Source organism: Amycolatopsis sp. NPDC043885 (assembly GCF_056435685.1).
The window spans coordinates 89439-104717 of record NZ_JBWKEA010000017.1 but is presented as its reverse complement, the minus strand read 5'-3'; the positions used below and the strand labels follow the sequence as shown (position 1 = coordinate 104717).

Here is a 15279-nt window from a genome sequence, read left to right as displayed (position 1 = left end):
CCTTCACACTTCCCGTCCTCTGTGACTTTCAGCCGATCGAGAGAAGTCCCTGCGTGGTGAGCTCGCCGAGGAAGGCCCGCACCGTCCCCCGATCGAGTTCGGACAGCTCGGCGAGTCGCTTGACCGCCTGCGGCGTTCCGTCGAGCAGCGCCTTCAGCAGTGGAGCCGCGGCGCCCGCGAAGACGAACCGTTTACCGTCAGCGAGCAGGGTCACCCGGCCGTCGCGTTCTTCGAGCACCGCCCTCGGGACGAGAAACCGGACCTCGGTCTCGTCACCGTCCGGCAGCAGGCCGGGGGTCGCCGCCCAGGGCAGCCCGACCCGCGGATGCGCCGGGGCCGCCGAGTCGCGTTCGGCGAGGAACCGGTCGACGACGTCGCCGGTCAGCGTGGCTTCCAGTTCCGCCCGCAGCGCGGCGGCACGGGCCGCCCGCTCCTCGTCCGTCCCGAATCTCGGGAGGTCCTGGCGGAACACGGTGCTCGCCCGGAGCTTGTCGGCGAGCCAGGACACCAGGTCGATCCCGGTGGCCGGGCTGAACCCGAGCGTGAGGTGCAGCGACGTCTCCCCCACCGCGGTGACGTCGTGCCAGTGTCCGCGCGGGACGTAGAGGACGTCGCCGTCTTCGAGGATGAAGTCATCGATCGGCTCACCGGGCCGCTCGGGCTGCTCGACGTCGCGATGCAGCGGAGCGGGCCTGGTCGGGCCGTGCATCCGCCAGCGTTTGCGGCCGGCGACCTGGATGATGAAGGCGTCGTGGTCGTCCCAGTGCACGTCGAAGCCATGGGTCACGCCCCAGCCCGCGTACAGGTTGACCTGGACGCTCTCGCGGAGGTCGTGTTCGAGACCCCTGGCGAGATCGCCGATCGGATCGCTGAGTTCCTGGATGGCGTCGAGCACCATCGTCGCGCCGCCGCGGAGGTGTTCGGTGAACGGAGCGGCCAGCAGGCGGGGGACGGTGCCACTGCGGCGGGTGGGGACGAGATCGGTGTAGCTCTCCATGGGCACCGGGGTGCCGTCGAGCGCGAGGCGCAGCCGCGGGAACTCCAGGCGGTGCTGCCGGAGGATCGCGTTCAGCGCCGGCCACGGCAGCAGGTCGGCGAACCGGCCCGCGCGGCCTTCGAAACGGCGATAGGTCTCGCCCTGGACCTCTTGGAAGAACTGGCTGACCCCGAGCGGAGTCACGAGGTCAGCCAGCGTCGGCGGTTCGGGCACTCAGCCGTCGTTGCCGTCGTTGTCGGCGGCCGCGCCGTTGGCCTTCCCGCGGTCGACCGCGGTCGGGATCATCTCGACCTCCAGCAGCAAACCGCTGTCGGGAGCCTGCGTACCTGACTGTTCCTGTGCCATCCTGCCACCTTTTTCTCAGACGAGCGGACGGACCGAAAATCGGCCTGGAGCGCCGCCCAGCCTACGACACGTTTCGAGATAATTCACTGTCCAGCAGGGAAAAACGGCCTAGCGAGCGATCTTCGACACCGTGGCGCCGGTTCACCCGGACAGCGGTTCTAAGCTGCCATCCATGGCTGATCCGGCATCCGTCTCCCGCCCGCGCTGGGACGTGCTCGCGGCCGTAGGCGCCGGTGGCGCGCTGGGCAGCCTCGCCCGCTACGGACTGTCGGTCGCGATCCCCCATCCCCGGGGTCAGTTCGCGTTTTCCACCTTTGCCACCAACGTTTCCGGCTGCCTGCTGATCGGCGTCCTGATGGCGTCGCTGACCGCCACGGCCGATCCGCACAGGTTGCTCCGGCCGTTCCTCGGGGTCGGGTTCCTGGGCGGTTACACGACGTTTTCGACCTACGCGACGGACACACTCGATCTCGTGACGACCGGGCGCCCGTTCACCGGGTTGGCCTACGCGTTCGGAACGGTGGCCGCGGCGCTGGTAGCCGTCTACGCCGGGCACGAAATCACCCGTGCGGTGAAGAAATGACCCTCTTCTTCGTCGCGCTCGGCGGCGGTTTCGGTGCGATCGTCCGTTTCCTGACCGATCTCCGGCTGCGCGCGTGGCGGGGCGCCGCCTTCCCGTGGGGCACGCTGGCGGTCAACATCGCGGGCTCGTCGCTCCTCGGCGTCCTGACCGGCTGGGCACTGCACGGCGGCCAGCCGGACGGCGTCCGCTCGCTGCTGGCCGTCGGGTTCTGCGGCGGGCTCTCCACGTTTTCGACGTTCGGGTACGAAACCCTGCGCCTGTTCACCGAGAAGACGCGAGCACGCGCCGTGGTGAACGCCGTCGCCACGATGGCCGCCGGGATCGGCGCCGCGGCGGCCGGGCTGCTGCTCGCCGTCGCGATCTGGCACTGAATCAGTCTTCGGGCGCCATCCGCCACGCCGCGGCCGCGATCGCCTCACGCTGTTCGGCCGGGAGGTCCGCCGCCATCTCCTCCAGCTTTTCGACGACGCCTTCGTGGGCGGCGTTCGCGAGCCGGAGTCCCTCTTCCGTCAGCGTGATCTTCAGCGCGCGGCGATCGCAGGAATCCGCGACCCGCTCGACGAGCGCGCGCCGCTGCACACGGTCCACCAGGCCGGTGACGCTGGACTTCTCCAAGTTCAGCATCTTGCCCAGGTCGGTCATCCCGACGCCCGCCTCCCCTTGCGCCAGCACGCAGAGCAGCTGAGCCTGCTGCGGCGTGAGGTCGTGCGACCGGCCGACGTCGATGAAAGCCCGCTGCACCAGATGCGAGAGCCGCACCAGCGCCGTCGCGAATCCGAGGTCTTCGGCCGTGGTCATGAGCGCAGTCTACTTGACGATCGTTCGGAGTACGAACTACCGTAGTTCGTAGTACCAACATTCCGTACTGCGAACTAGGGGATCTCATGACCACGACCGTGGCCGTCATCGGCGGGGGATACGGCGGCACGACCGTCGCCAAGGAGCTGGACTCGTTCACCGACGTCGTGCTCGTCGAGCCGCGCGAAGACTTCGTCCACCACGTCGCCGCCTTGCGGGGACTCGTCGATCCCGAGTGGACGGATCGGCTCTTCTACCCGTACGCCCGGCTTCTCGAGCGGGGACGGGTGCTCCGCGACCGCGCGGTGCGCGTGGACGAGGACGGCGTCACGCTCGCTTCGGGTGAACGGCTCACGCCGGACTACGTCGTACTGGCGACCGGTTCGGCGTACCCGTTCCCGGCGAAGATCGATTTCCACGACAGCGCTTCGGCGAAGGCGAAGATCCGTGCCACCCGGGAGGAACTCGCGGGCGCGGAGAAGGTGCTGCTGCTCGGCGCGGGCCCGGTGGGCCTCGAACTGGCGGGCGAGATCAAGGCGGTGTGGCCGGAGAAGGCCGTGACGATCGCCGATCCGGCGAAGGAGATCTTGCCCGGTTTCCCGGAGGACTTCCGCGCGGAGATCCGCCGCCAGCTCGACGGACTGGGCGTCGAACTCCTGCTCGGCACCTCGCTGACCGAGCCACCGGTCTCGGAACCCGGGCAGGCCAAGACGTTCACCTCGGGGCTCAGCGGCGGCGGCGAGGTGACCGCCGACCTGTGGTTCCAGTGCTACGGCGGCGCGCCGCACACCGCGTACCTCGACGGCGAACTGGCCGCCGCGCGGCAGGCGAACGGGCAGGTGGAGGTGACTCCCGAACTGCGTCTACCGGGACAGCCCGGCGTGTTCGCGCTCGGCGACATCACCGCGCTGCCGGAGGGGAAGCTGGCGAAGGTGGCCGGTGACCACGCCGAGGTCGTCGTGGCCAACATCCGGGCGCTGATCGAAGGCGGCGAGCTGCGCGCGCATACGCCGGGCGGGCCGATGATCTCGTTGCCGCTCGGGCCTTCCGGGGGCGCGACCTACGCCGAGGAGGTCGGGATCCTGGACGCGGCGACCACTTCGGAGATCAAGGGGTCGCACATGATGGTGTCCAGGTACGAGGAGATGTTCGGGAAGGCATAGGGGCTCGTGAGTGGTAAGGGCGGTGAAGGCCTCCTTGCCTACCCTGACGGTAGGGAAGGGGCCCTTCGCTACGCCGTCGACGCGGCTTTCGCGACACGATCGAAGGCGGCCATGAGCGGACCGCCCATCGCACCCGACACGTTTGCCTTACCCCTCAATAGAACCCGAAACGCCACTCACGAGGTTGTCAGCGGGGAGCCAGCCCACGCACGTGTGTGAAGGGGTCCTCCCCCGTCGGCAGCAGCGCGATGATCGGCGTCGTCAGCCCGTTGTCCACGTAGGACTGCACCTGCTCGCGGCAGGAATCGAGGCTGCCGTGGACGATCAGGTCGTCGACGACCTCGTCCGGGATGACCTGGTTCGCCTTCTGCCGGTCGCCCGCGGCCCACGCCTCGTGCATCGGCGCGAGCGCGTCGCCGCGGCCGAGCCATTCGTGGAATGCCGCGTACACCGGCACGGTCAGGTAGCTCGAGATGAGCATCCGGCCGAGCCCGCGCGCGGCGGCCTTGTCCTCGGTGGGGCAGACGAAGATCCGCGCGGCCAGTTCGGTGTCCGGACCGATCTCGGCCCGCACCTTCGGCACGTCGGAGGCGGCGAGCCAGTTGGTGATGGCACCGTCCGCCTCCTTCGCGGCCAACCGCAGCATCCCCGGCCGCAGCGCGGCGAGCATGATCGACGGCGGCGGGTCGGCGGGCCGCTCCAGCCGGAACTTGCTGACGGAGAACGACTCGTACTCCTCGGTGACCTTCTCCCCCGCCAGCGCCGACCGCAGGAAGCGCAGGGTGTCCCGCGAACGCGCGAACGGCGCTTCGAACTCGGCGGCGTTCCAGTTCTTCACGATCACCGGCGACGACGCGCCGATGCCGAGCACGAACCGGCCGGGCGCCAGTTCCGCGACGGTCGCCGCGCTCATCGCCAGCAGCCCGGGTCCGCGTGTGTACACCGGCACGATCGCGGTGCCGAGCCGAAGCTGCGGCGCCCACTGCGAGGCCAGCACCAACGGCGTGAAGGCGTCGTGGCCCGCCGTCTCGGCCGACCACGCGTCGGTGTAGCCGAGATCCGGCAACTCCCGCACCATCTCCTCGTGCGCCGCGAGCGGCACCCCGGTCAGCGGAATGGTGATGCCCCACCGTTTCATGCGTTCTCCTCGCTCTTGACCGCGGCACCGGACAGCTCACGCACGATCCAGTCCACCTGCGTGCGCATCAGGTTCTCCGCGACCTCTTCGGCTTGCGGCGTCATATGCGTCGCGCCGGCCAGCGGCAGGAACACGTGCGCGCGTCCCTTGGCCAGCAGGGCCGACGACAGGCGCAACGAGTGGGCGACGAAAACGTTGTCGTCGGCCAGCCCGTGCACGATAAGCAGTGCCCGCGAGAGATCGCCGGCGCCGGCGATCAGCGAGTTGTGCTCGTACGAAGCGGTTTCCTCCCGCGGAAGCCCGAGGTAACGCTCGGTGTAGTGCGTGTCGTACAACGACCAGTCGGTCACCGGGGCGCCCGCGACCCCGGCGTGGAAGACGTCGGGGCGCCGCAGCACGGCCAGCGCGGAGAGATAGCCGCCGTAGGACCAGCCGCGGATCGCGACCCGTTCCAGATCGAGTTCCGGATGGAGCGCGGCCGCCGCGTGCAGGGCGTCGACCTGGTCGGCGAGGGTGACATCGGCGAGTTTTCCGGCGATCTCCTTTTCCCAGGCCGCACCCCGGCCGGGGGTCCCGCGCCCGTCGGCGACCAGCACCGCGAAGCCCTGGTCCGCGAGCCACTGCGGGGTCAGGAAGGCGTTGCGGGTCTGCAGGACACGCTGGGCGTGCGGGCCGCCGTACGGGTCGAGCAGCACCGGGAGCTTGCCTTCGCTCTCCTCGTACCCGGTCGGCAGCACCAGCGCGGCGCGCAGGCCCCGCTCCCCCAGCGTCAGCCAGGTCAGGTTCGGCACGACGTCGGGGTCGACGGTGAAGGAACCGATGCGTGCCACCGTCTTCTCGCCGGACACGACGGTCACCACCGGGCCGCTGCGCTCCAGCGTCCAGGACGAGAGCACGGTCAGCGAAGCGTTCCCGGAGCCGACGTGCACACCGTCCTCAGTGGACAGACGGCGGAGCTCGCCGCCTTCCGTGCGAAAGACGTGGATCTGCGTCGGATCGGCCTCCGAGGCGCTGAACAGCACCTCGTCGCCGACGTGCAGGATCGAGCGCACCTGCAGTCCCGGCGGGGTGACGGCCACGCCGTCGACGACCAGCCGGTGGTCACCGTCGGCGGCGCTCTCGCGGACCAGGCGGCCGTCGGTCGTCCACGCCGGGACGCCCGCGGCGAGCTCGACCCAGTGCTCGTCGGTCTCGGTGTGCAGCACCTCGACCGCGCCGGTCGCCGGGTCGACCGCCTGGATCTCCAGCTTCCGCTGGTCACGCGACTGCACGGACAGCAGCGGCTTGCCCGAGGCGGACCAGTGCACCGCGGCCAGGTACTCCCAATCGGTCTTCTCGATGTCGACGCGGGAGCCGTCGAGGCCGAGGATCGCCAGTGTCACGTCCGCGTTCGTGGTGCCCGCCGCCGGATACGCGACGACGTTCGCCGCCGACTGCGGGTTCGCCGGATCGGCGATCGTCCAGCGCGGCACGGCGGCCCGGTCGGACCGCTCGACCAGCAGGCTCTTCCCGTCCGGCGACCACCAGTACCCGCGCGTGCGGCCCATCTCCTCGGCCGCGATGAACTCCGCGAGCCCCCAGGCGATGTCGTCGCCCGCTTCGCTGTCTTCACCGCCGAGCAGCCGGTCTTCACCGGTGGCCCGGTCGATCACCCGCAGGCGGCGGTCGCGGACGTAGGCGACGTGCGTGCCGTCCGGGCTGGGCCGCGGGTCGACGACCGAACCGTCGACCAGCACCGACACCTCACCGGTGGCCAGGTCGAGGGTGTGGAGCTTGCCCGAGAGCGAGAACGCGGCGACGGTGAAGGCGTCGTCGACCGCGTAGCCGACCACACCGCCGCCGGTCTCCCGGCTGCGCTCGCGACGGGCACGCTCTTCCGGCGGCAGGTCTTCTTCACCGGGCAGCAGCTCGGCGGCGTCGACCAGCTTCGTCTCCTCGCCCGCCGCGACGTCGAACGACCACAGGCTGTGCCGAGGGTCGGTGCCGGACTCGGACCGCAGGAACAGGATGCGGGCGCCGTCCGGGGAGACCTTGAACTCTTTCGGCGCGCCGAGGGTGAAGCGCTGGGTGCGGGCCTGACGGCGGAGGAACGGGAGATCTTCGAGGCTGTTGTCGGTCACGTCCCGCACTCTCTCAGACGATCAACCGGAGACGCCAACGCCTTCCAGCTTCTTCAGCTCCGTCTCGGGATCGAAGTCGGCGGGCGGGAACTTCGGGTCCATCTCCTCGATCGTCTCGATCAGCAGCCGCGCGACCAGCCAGTTGCGGTACCACTTGCGGTCGGCCGGGACGGCGTACCAGGGCGCGGCCGCCGGGGAGGTCTTGGCGAAGATGTCGGCGTAGGCCTTCTGGTAGTCGTTCCACTGGGCGCGCGCGTCGAGGTCCGCGGGGTTGTACTTCCACCACTTCGCCGGATTCTCCAGCCTCGCCTTGAGGCGCTTCAGCTGCTCCTCCGGCGAGATGTCGAGGAAGACCTTCACGATCGTCGTGCCGGCGTCGGTCAGCTCCTTCTCGAACGCGTTGATCTCGGCGTAGCGCTTGCGCCACTCCGCCGCGGGCACCAGCTTCTGCACGCGCGGGACCAGGATGTCCTCGTAGTGGGAGCGGTCGAAGACGCCGACCTGCCCCGGCACGGGGAGCTGTTTGCGGATCCGCCACAGGTAGTGGTGGCGCCGCTCGGTCGCGGTCGGCTTCTTGAACCCGGCGTACCGCACGCCCATCGGGTTGACGAGACCGAGGACGTGGCCCACGGTGCCGCCCTTTCCCGAGGTGTCCATCCCCTGCAGGACCAGCAGGAGGCTCCGGTTTCCCCCGCCGACGCCCTCCGCGTACAGGGCCTCCTGCAGCTCGGCGAGCCTGCCTCCGGCGTCGGCGAGGTCCTTGAGCCCCTCGGGCTTCTTGGTCGGCCCGATCGGGAACGAGCCGGGATGGTGCCGCTCGGCGCCCTTGCCGATCCTCAGCGTGTCCCGGACGGAGACGGTGTCCTTTTTCGCCATCCGGCGACGATAACCGCGCTCCGGACACCGCGCCTCCGGTGATCGAGTACGCCGATGCACGATTTCGCCACCCGAAGGAGTCGATACGCAATGAACAACGGGTCAAAGCAACGTTTCCCGGATGAAAGCGGCCGGATGGACCTCTAACCTGAACGCATGACGACCGCCGACTTCATCGCGCTCGACGAGCAGTGGAGCACGCACAACTACCACCCGCTCCCGGTGGTGATCGCCACCGCCGAAGGAGCCTCGGTCACCGACGTCGAGGGCAAGACCTACCTCGACTTCCTCTCCGGCTACTCCGCGCTGAACTTCGGGCACCGCCACCCCGGGCTCATCGCCGCCGCGATCGAGCAGTTCGGCCGGGTGACGCTGACCTCGCGCGCCTTCCACCACGACCAGCTCGGGCTGTTCTGCAAGGAGCTCGCCGAGCTGACCGGCACCGAGATGACCCTGCCGATGAACTCCGGCGCGGAAGCCGTCGAGTCGGCGGTGAAGATCGCCCGGAAGTGGGCGTACCGGGTCAAGGGCGTCCCCGACGGGACCGCGGAGATCGTCGTCGCCGGTTCCAACTTCCACGGCCGCACGACGACCATCGTGTCCTTCTCCACCGACGAGACCGCGCGCGCCGACTTCGGCCCCTTCACGCCGGGCTTCGTCACCGTCAAGTACGGCGACGCCGAAGCGCTGCGCGACGCCATCACCGAGCGCACCGCCGCGATCCTGCTGGAGCCGGTGCAGGGCGAGGCGGGCGTGATCGTCCCGCCCGCCGGCTACTTCGCCGAGGCCCGGCGGCTGTGCGACGAGCACAACGTGCTGCTGATCGCCGACGAGATCCAGTCCGGTCTCGCCCGCACCGGCACCGTCCTCGCGCTCGACCACGAAGGCGTCCGTGCCGACGTCTACACCCTGGGCAAGGCGCTCGGCGGCGGGATCATGCCGGTGTCTGCCGTGGTCGGCGGCAAGGACGTGCTCGGCGTGCTGCGGCCGGGTGAACACGGCTCCACCTTCGGCGGGAATCCGGTCGCCTGCGCGATCGGGCGGGCCGTGGTCGGGCTGCTGAAGACCGGGGAGTTCCAGGAGCGTTCGCGGGAACTGGGCGCCCACCTGCACTCGCGGCTCGGCGAACTGGTCGGGAACGGGCTCGCCGAGGTCCGCGGGCGCGGGCTCTGGGCGGGGATCGACATCGCGCCCGGCGGGCCGACCGGCCGCGAGGCGTCCACCGCGCTGGCCGAACGCGGCGTCCTGTGCAAGGAGACGCACGACCACACGCTGCGGATCGCGCCGCCGCTGGTGATCAGCCGCGAGGAGCTCGACCGCGGTATCGACGCCATCACGGAGGTCGTCAAGACCCGGTGAACCTTTCGGACGGGCTGTACGTTGCCTGTCCATGGGAGACAAGCGGGAGTGGGTGGAGCGGCCGCTGGCCGGCACCGAGTCGGTGTCGCCGGAGGACTGGTTCGCGAGGGGTAAGGCACTGCGGGACGAGGCGCCCTCGTCCGCGCACGACCACGCGGCGGCGGGCGAAGGGCGGCCCAGCGTGGCGGAGTTCTTCGCGCGCACCAACGAAGGCCGCCTGCCGGAACTGGTGGAACTGCGGCGCGAGCGCATGCTCGCGTCGCCGTTCACCTTCTATCGCGGTGCCGCCGGGCTGATGGCCGCCGATCTGGCCGGATCGCCGTCGTCCGGGTTGACGGCGCAGCTCTGCGGCGACGCGCACGCCGCGAACTTCGGGCTGTACGGCACGCCCGAAGGCCAGATCGTCATGGACATCAACGACTTCGACGAATCGGTGCCGGGCCCGTGGGAGTGGGATCTCAAACGGCTCGCCGCGAGTCTCGTCCTGGCCGGGCGCGAAGGCGGCATCGGCGAATCGGGCTGCCGCGAAGCCGCCGAAGACGCGGTTAAGTCGTACCGGCGCACCATCCGGGGGCTGGCGGAGCTGCCGTTCCTCCGGTCGTGGAACGCGTTGCCGGACGCGTCGGTGCTGAGCAAGGTCAAGGCGCACGACCTGATCGACGACTTCGAGGAAGCGGCCGAGAAGGCGCGGAAGAACACCAGCGCCAAGGTCACGGCGAAGTGGACCAGGCGCATCGACGACCACGAGACCGGCCTCGAACGGCACCGGTTCGTCGAAGACCCACCGGTGCTCACGCACGTCGACGACGCGACCGCCGAAGCCGTCGTGACCGGATTGGTGTCCTATGTGGACACGCTGCGCGAGTCCCGGCGGACGCTGATCTCACGGTACCGGGTGTCCGATGTGGCTTTCCGGGTGGTCGGCACCGGCAGTGTCGGGCTGCGCAGCTACGTGGCCCTGCTGCACGGGAACTCCGGCGAAGACCTTGTCCTGCAGGTGAAGCAGGCCATCCCGTCGGCGCTCGCGCCGTTCCTCGGCCTGCCGGCCCCGGAGCACGAGGGGCGGCGGATCGTCGAGGGCGCGCGGCTCGTGCAGGCCGAGACGGACATCCTGCTCGGCTGGACGACCATCGACGGCGTGCCGTACATCGTGCGGCAGTTCCGGAATCTCAAGGGCGACATCGATCCGGCGGAGCTGAAGAAGGACCACCTCGACGACTACGGCCGGCTCGCCGGCGCGTTGCTCGCGCGGGCGCACGCGCGATCACTGCATCCGCGGATGCTGGCGGGCTACTTCGAGGACGACGAAGACCTCGACGAGGCAATCGGGGCCTACGCGGTGCGGTACGCGGATCAGACCGAAGCGGACTTCGCCGCCTTCGCCGCCCTCTGACCCCACGCATTTAGTCCTCTGAATGCGGAGCGCTCACACCAGGACCAGGACGTCGTCGGCGCAGCCCCAGGCGACCGTGATCCCCGCACCCCCGTGCCCGTAGCAGTGCACGACCCGGCCGTCCCGGTCCAGCCGCACCTCGGGCCGGAACGGCCGCAGGCCCACCTTCGCCCCCAGCACGGGCGCGTCGGCCAGCGCGGGCACGAGTTCCCGGCACCGCCGCACGATGTCGGCGGTCACCCCGGGATCCGGCTCGACGGAGTCGCGCCCCGGCTCCTGCGTGCCGCCGCAGACGACGTGCCGTCCGTGCGGGATCACGTGCCGCAGCACCGGAGTGGCCCCGTCGACGATCCATTCGGTCAGCCCCGGGTCGGCGAGATGGACGACCTGGCCGCCGACCGGCACCACGGTTCCGTCCCCCGCGAGCCGCCCGCCACCGAGCCCGGCGGCGTTGACGACGAGGTCCGCGTCGAGGTCGTCCAGCCTCGTGGCGGTGCGGTATTCGGTACGCACGCCCAGCGCGGCGACCTGGCCGGCGAGCCAGTTGAGGTACACCGGGGTGTCGACCAGCGCGGTCGTGAAGGTGAGCCGTCCGGGTTCGTGATCGAGGTCGGGCATCGACAACGCCCACGAAGGCAGCGGCGCCTCATGCGGGACGAGGTACGTTCCCCGGACCATGCGGACCCCTGGCGCGCCGAGGACGCGGTACTCCTCGACGCTCGTCGCGGTCCAGCGGTCGACCCGGTCGGAGTTCGCCGCCAGCGGCGGGAAGAGCACGCCACCGGCGACCGCCGACGTGGTCTCCCCCGGCCCGGTGTCGGTGACCACCGTGACGTCGTGCCCGGCCCCGGCCAGCCGGTGCGCGCAGCTGAGCCCGATCACGCCGCCACCGACCACACTGATCCGCATCGAAAGCCCCCTTCGTCCTCGCGAGCCGTCCCTGCATGGTGACTGATCACCCGTCACGTAATCTCGCCGGATGAGCGGAAGAGGGCCGTACGGGCCGGTCGCGGTGACCTGCGCCGCGATCATGGTCGTCCTCGGTTTGCTGGTCTCGGGCGAAGGCCCTTCCGTTCCCGACGAGCTCGCCGTCAGGTGGGTGGAGCGCACCTTCGGCCGCGACACCGGCCTTCTCGAGCTGCTGGTGATGCCGACCGAGGCCTACATCCTGATCCCGGTCGCGGTCCTCGCCGCCGTCCTCTGCCTGATAGGACGGCGCAGGCTCGAAGCGGCGCTGACCATCGTCGGCCCGCTCATCGCGATCCTCGCGAACACATGGGTGCTCAAACCGCTCTTCGACCGCTGGAAGTACACCTACCTCGCCTACCCCAGCGGGCACACCGTCGCGCTGGTCGCGGTGCTGACGGTGCTCGTCCTGCTCGCCCGCCCCGGCGTCGCGACGGTGGTCATGGCGACGGTGAGCGCCGTGGTGCTCTGCGGAGTCACGATCGGCATGCTCGGCCTCGGCTACCACTACCTGACCGACGTCGTGGGCGGCACGCTGTTCGCCGTCGCGACCGTGTGCGCGACGTGGGTGCTGCTCAGCTGGGCTGCACGGCGTCGCGAGCCAGTGCCGTCAGACGGCTGACGGCGCGCAGGTACTTCTTGCGGTAGCCGCCGTTCACCATCTCCTCGGTGAACAGCTCCGGCACCGGCTCACCCGAGACCACCAGCGGGATCGCGCGGTCGTAGAGCCGGTCGGCGAAGGCGACCAGGCGCAGTCCGACGTTCTGGTCGGGCACCGGGTGGATATCGCGCAGGTGCACCCGGGCCACGCCGTCGAGAAGCCTGCCGTAGCGCGAAGGGTGCAGGCCGCCCAGGTGTTCGCACAACGCGTCGAAATCGTCCACAGTGGACTCAGGGTGCGTGGCGGCGGAGGCTTCCAGCTCCTCGGGGCTCGCGGGCGGCGGCGCGTCCGGCAGGCCGCGGTGCCGGTAGTCCGGGCCGTCGACGCGGCAGACGCCGAACCGGGCGGACAGCGACTGGATCTCGCGCAGGAAGTCCGCGGCGGCGAACCGGCCCTCGCCGAGTTTGTCCGGCAGCGTGTTGGACGTCGCCGCCACGAACACGCCCGCCGAGATCAGCTCCTGCAGCAACCGTGTGACGAGCATGGTGTCACCGGGGTCGTCGAGCTCGAACTCGTCGATCGCCAGGAACCGGTGTTCGGACAGCCGCCGCACCGCCTCGGCGAAACCCAGCGCGCCGACGAGGTGGGTCAGCTCCACGAACGTCCCGTACGCCTTGGGCGACGGCGTCTCGTGCCAGGTCGAGGCGAGCAGGTGTGTCTTGCCCACGCCGAAACCGCCGTCGAGGTAGAGCCCCATCGGCCCGGACGGCACCTCGTCCCCGCCGCCGAAGAACGCGCGCAGCTTCGACTTCGGCTTCCGGCTCGACGCTTCCGCCACGCGCTTCGCGAACGCGCCACAGGTGACGACGGCTTCGGCCTGGCTCGGCTCGTCCGGGTTGGGCACGTACGTGGAGAACCGGACCGCGTCGAACCTCGGCGGCGGGACGAGCGCGGTGATCAGCTCGTCGGCGGACAGCTCCGGACGGCGATCGATCAGGCGGGCGGGCATTCGCCGAGCGTAACGGCACCGGCCTGGCGGGTTCACCCTCCCTGACCGGGCGTATCCCCCGCTCAGCGGTGCCATCGGGCGCGTGCTGGGATGTTCGTGTGCAGCTTCTGTGGCCAACGACACCGGCGGAACCCGTCTCCGACACCGTCCTCGAACGGCTCTATGGGTATCCGGAAGACCTGAACCGTCCCTGGGTCCAGGTCAACTTCGTCAGCTCCGCGGACGGCGCGGCGGCGGTCGACGAGCTGTCCGAGGGGCTTTCCCACCCCGCCGACAAGCGGATCTTCCTGATGGGACGGCTGCTCGCCGACGTGATCCTGGTCGGTGCGGGCACGGCGCGCGCCGAGGGCTATCGTGGCGCGCGCGTCACTCCCGAACGCGCCGCCCGCCGGGTCGCGCTCGGTCTGTCCGAGGTCCCGCCGATCGCGGTGGTGACCCGTTCCGGTGATCTCGACCCCGAGGGCCCGTTGTTCACCGACACCAAGGTCCCGCCGATCGTCATCACCACCGAGAAGGCGCCTCGCGCCGAGTTGGAGCGCGCGGGTGCCGTCGTGCTCGTCGCGGGGACCGCCGACGTCGACCTCCACCGGGCGCTCGCGCTGCTGGGCGAGCGCGGCCTGCGCCGTGTCGACTGCGAGGGCGGTCCGGCGCTGTTCGCCGACCTGATCACCGCCGACCTCGTCGACCAGCTGTGCCTCACCGTCGCCCCGCTGCTGGCGGGAGCGGGCGAGAGCCGGATCGCGCGCGGCCGTCCGGCCCCGGAACCGCGGCGGATGGCTCTCGCGTCCGTGCTCGTCGAAGACGGCTTCACCATGCTGCGCTATCGCCGACGGGAGGGCGGGTGAGCGAGGCCGCGCCGGTTCCGGACGAGGAACTGGTGGCACTGGCCGCCGCCGGGGACCACGGTGCGTTCGACACCTTGGTCCGGCGGCACACGGCCAGGATGTACCGGGTGGCGCTGCGGATCACCGGCAGCTCGTCCGAGGCCGAGGACGTCGTACAGGAGGCCTGGCTCTCCGCGTGGCGGGCGCTGCCCGGCTTCCGGTTCGAATCCGCGGTGTCGACCTGGCTCTACCGGGTGACGACGAACGGCGCGCTCGGCGCGGTCCGGCGCCGGAAGCCGACCGTGCCGCTCGACGAGGGCGACGCGGGCGTCGTGCCTGGTCCGGAGGGTCACGTGGTGAGCGCCGAGCAGGTCGGCACGGTGCTGCGCGCGATCGCCGAACTGGACGTCGGCCAGCGGATCCCGCTGATTCTGCGAGAATTCGAAGGGTTGACCTACGACGAGGTGGCCGAGGTGCTCGAAGTCAGCGTGCCCGCCCTGCGTGCCCGCCTGCACCGCGCGAGGGTGGCGCTGCTGGCGAAACTCGGCGACAACTTCCGACCCGGGGAACGGTGATGAGCGACGATCCGCGCGACGACCCCCGGTGGCAGCAGGTGCGCGCCGCCGCGAGCCGTCCGGTGCCGACGCCGCCGGGACTGGTCGAACGGGTGCTCCGCTCGGTCGGCGGCGTCCGCGGCAAGCACACCACCGCCCCGCTCGACCTGCCCTCGTCGGGCGGCAAGACCCAGGTGTCGGAACGGGCGCTGGTACTGATGACCAGGAACCTCGCCGCCGAAATCGGCCGGGAGCTCGGCGGAGTGCACGTCGCCGCCGTCGCGCTCGAAGAGGACGTGCTCCAGGTGCTGGTGACGATCCGGTTCGGTGTCGAAGCGGCCGTCGCGGACCTGTTGCGCCACCGGGTCAGCGCGGCTCTGACCGGTCAGCTCGGGTCCGCCCCGCCGACGATCAACGTCCACGTAGTCGACGTCCACCCGGACTGAATCCCGGAACGAAGCCGTGAGTTCGGTGCCGCGACCCCGAAGGTCCACTCACGACCATCCCGGAACTGATTACCCCATCCGGGGGACATCGCGTGACGGCTCGGCAT

17 protein-coding genes are annotated in these 15279 nt (G+C 70.5%); 9 read left to right on the top strand and 8 right to left on the bottom strand.

Translation table 11 applies throughout. From position 1 onward, the window contains the following. Positions 1 to 28: 28 nt before the first annotated feature. A complete protein-coding gene (locus AC069I_RS34785; RefSeq protein WP_478267289.1) occupies positions 29 to 1210 on the bottom strand; it encodes a cupin domain-containing protein in 1182 nt (393 codons plus the stop codon). Beyond that, the gene (locus AC069I_RS34780; RefSeq protein ID WP_255431246.1) at positions 1211 to 1342 is read right to left on the bottom strand and encodes a hypothetical protein; all 132 of its coding nucleotides are present in this window, start codon (positions 1340 to 1342) and stop codon (positions 1211 to 1213) included. A gap of 172 nt (positions 1343 to 1514) precedes the next feature. Between AC069I_RS34780 and crcB (AC069I_RS34775) the strand changes: the two genes are divergently transcribed. Together crcB (AC069I_RS34775) and crcB (AC069I_RS34770) are read left to right on the top strand one after the other, a co-directional pair. Then, positions 1515 to 1925: a fluoride efflux transporter CrcB gene (crcB, locus tag AC069I_RS34775; protein ID WP_478267288.1), complete on the top strand. Its 411-nt coding sequence runs from the start codon at positions 1515 to 1517 to the stop codon at positions 1923 to 1925. Further along, on the top strand, positions 1922 to 2296 hold the full coding sequence (gene crcB / locus AC069I_RS34770; RefSeq protein WP_478227889.1) for a fluoride efflux transporter CrcB: 375 nt from the start codon (positions 1922 to 1924) through the stop codon (positions 2294 to 2296). The genes crcB (AC069I_RS34775) and crcB (AC069I_RS34770) overlap by 4 nt, the downstream gene beginning before the upstream one ends. Position 2297: 1 nt before the next feature. On the opposite strand, the gene AC069I_RS34765 is transcribed toward crcB (AC069I_RS34770), so the two are convergent. Next, positions 2298 to 2723, bottom strand: a complete 426-nt coding sequence (locus AC069I_RS34765) for a MarR family winged helix-turn-helix transcriptional regulator (RefSeq protein WP_478227888.1) — start codon at positions 2721 to 2723, stop codon at positions 2298 to 2300. 86 nt (positions 2724 to 2809) lie between these two features. On the opposite strand from AC069I_RS34765, the gene AC069I_RS34760 reads away from it, so the two are divergent. Continuing rightward, positions 2810 to 3886, top strand: coding sequence for an NAD(P)/FAD-dependent oxidoreductase (locus tag AC069I_RS34760; protein WP_478267287.1), 1077 nt, complete (start codon positions 2810 to 2812; stop codon positions 3884 to 3886). 187 nt (positions 3887 to 4073) lie between these two features. Here the strand turns inward: AC069I_RS34760 and AC069I_RS34755 are convergent, their stop codons facing one another. Genes AC069I_RS34755 through AC069I_RS34745 form a run of 3 tightly spaced genes read right to left on the bottom strand, consistent with a single transcriptional unit; the run spans position 4074 to position 8020 of the window. Beyond that, a complete protein-coding gene (locus AC069I_RS34755) occupies positions 4074 to 5024 on the bottom strand; it encodes an LLM class F420-dependent oxidoreductase (protein ID WP_478227886.1) in 951 nt (316 codons plus the stop codon). Continuing rightward, positions 5021 to 7144 carry a S9 family peptidase gene (locus tag AC069I_RS34750; RefSeq protein ID WP_478227885.1) on the bottom strand — a complete coding sequence of 708 codons (2124 nt, stop codon included), beginning with the start codon at positions 7142 to 7144 and terminating at the stop codon, positions 5021 to 5023. The genes AC069I_RS34755 and AC069I_RS34750 overlap by 4 nt, the downstream gene beginning before the upstream one ends. A 21-nt stretch (positions 7145 to 7165) precedes the next feature. Further along, a complete protein-coding gene (locus AC069I_RS34745; RefSeq protein WP_478227884.1) occupies positions 7166 to 8020 on the bottom strand; it encodes a PPK2 family polyphosphate kinase in 855 nt (284 codons plus the stop codon). Between the two features lie 156 nt (positions 8021 to 8176). Here AC069I_RS34745 and rocD point away from each other — a divergent pair, with 156 nt between their 5' ends. Both rocD and AC069I_RS34735 read left to right on the top strand, forming a co-directional pair. Continuing rightward, entirely contained in the window at positions 8177 to 9379 is a 1203-nt protein-coding gene (gene rocD, locus AC069I_RS34740; protein WP_478227883.1) for an ornithine--oxo-acid transaminase, read from the top strand. Between the two features lie 31 nt (positions 9380 to 9410). Beyond that, positions 9411 to 10772, top strand: a complete 1362-nt coding sequence (locus AC069I_RS34735; protein ID WP_478227882.1) for a DUF2252 domain-containing protein — start codon at positions 9411 to 9413, stop codon at positions 10770 to 10772. 33 nt (positions 10773 to 10805) lie between these two features. On the opposite strand, the gene AC069I_RS34730 is transcribed toward AC069I_RS34735, so the two are convergent. Next, positions 10806 to 11681, bottom strand: coding sequence for an FAD-dependent oxidoreductase (locus AC069I_RS34730; protein ID WP_478267286.1), 876 nt, complete (start codon positions 11679 to 11681; stop codon positions 10806 to 10808). Positions 11682 to 11751: 70 nt separating this feature from the next. On the opposite strand from AC069I_RS34730, the gene AC069I_RS34725 reads away from it, so the two are divergent. Then, complete coding sequence (locus AC069I_RS34725; RefSeq protein ID WP_478227880.1) at positions 11752 to 12360, top strand: phosphatase PAP2 family protein; 609 nt, start codon at positions 11752 to 11754, stop codon at positions 12358 to 12360. Here the strand turns inward: AC069I_RS34725 and zapE are convergent. Further along, the gene (gene zapE, locus AC069I_RS34720) at positions 12314 to 13348 is read right to left on the bottom strand and encodes a cell division protein ZapE (RefSeq protein WP_478227879.1); all 1035 of its coding nucleotides are present in this window, start codon (positions 13346 to 13348) and stop codon (positions 12314 to 12316) included. The two genes, AC069I_RS34725 and zapE, sit on opposite strands and share 47 nt — an antisense overlap. Before the next feature lie 98 nt (positions 13349 to 13446). Here zapE and AC069I_RS34715 point away from each other — a divergent pair, with 98 nt between their 5' ends. The 3 genes from AC069I_RS34715 to AC069I_RS34705 are packed head-to-tail and all read left to right on the top strand — an operon-like array spanning position 13447 to position 15172. Continuing rightward, positions 13447 to 14193 carry a pyrimidine reductase family protein gene (locus AC069I_RS34715; protein WP_478267285.1) on the top strand — a complete coding sequence of 249 codons (747 nt, stop codon included), beginning with the start codon at positions 13447 to 13449 and terminating at the stop codon, positions 14191 to 14193. Further along, complete coding sequence (locus AC069I_RS34710; RefSeq protein WP_340683201.1) at positions 14190 to 14747, top strand: RNA polymerase sigma factor; 558 nt, start codon at positions 14190 to 14192, stop codon at positions 14745 to 14747. The genes AC069I_RS34715 and AC069I_RS34710 overlap by 4 nt, the downstream gene beginning before the upstream one ends. Continuing rightward, the gene (locus AC069I_RS34705; protein WP_340683202.1) at positions 14747 to 15172 is read left to right on the top strand and encodes a hypothetical protein; all 426 of its coding nucleotides are present in this window, start codon (positions 14747 to 14749) and stop codon (positions 15170 to 15172) included. The genes AC069I_RS34710 and AC069I_RS34705 overlap by 1 nt, the downstream gene beginning before the upstream one ends. Positions 15173 to 15279: the final 107 nt, after the last annotated feature.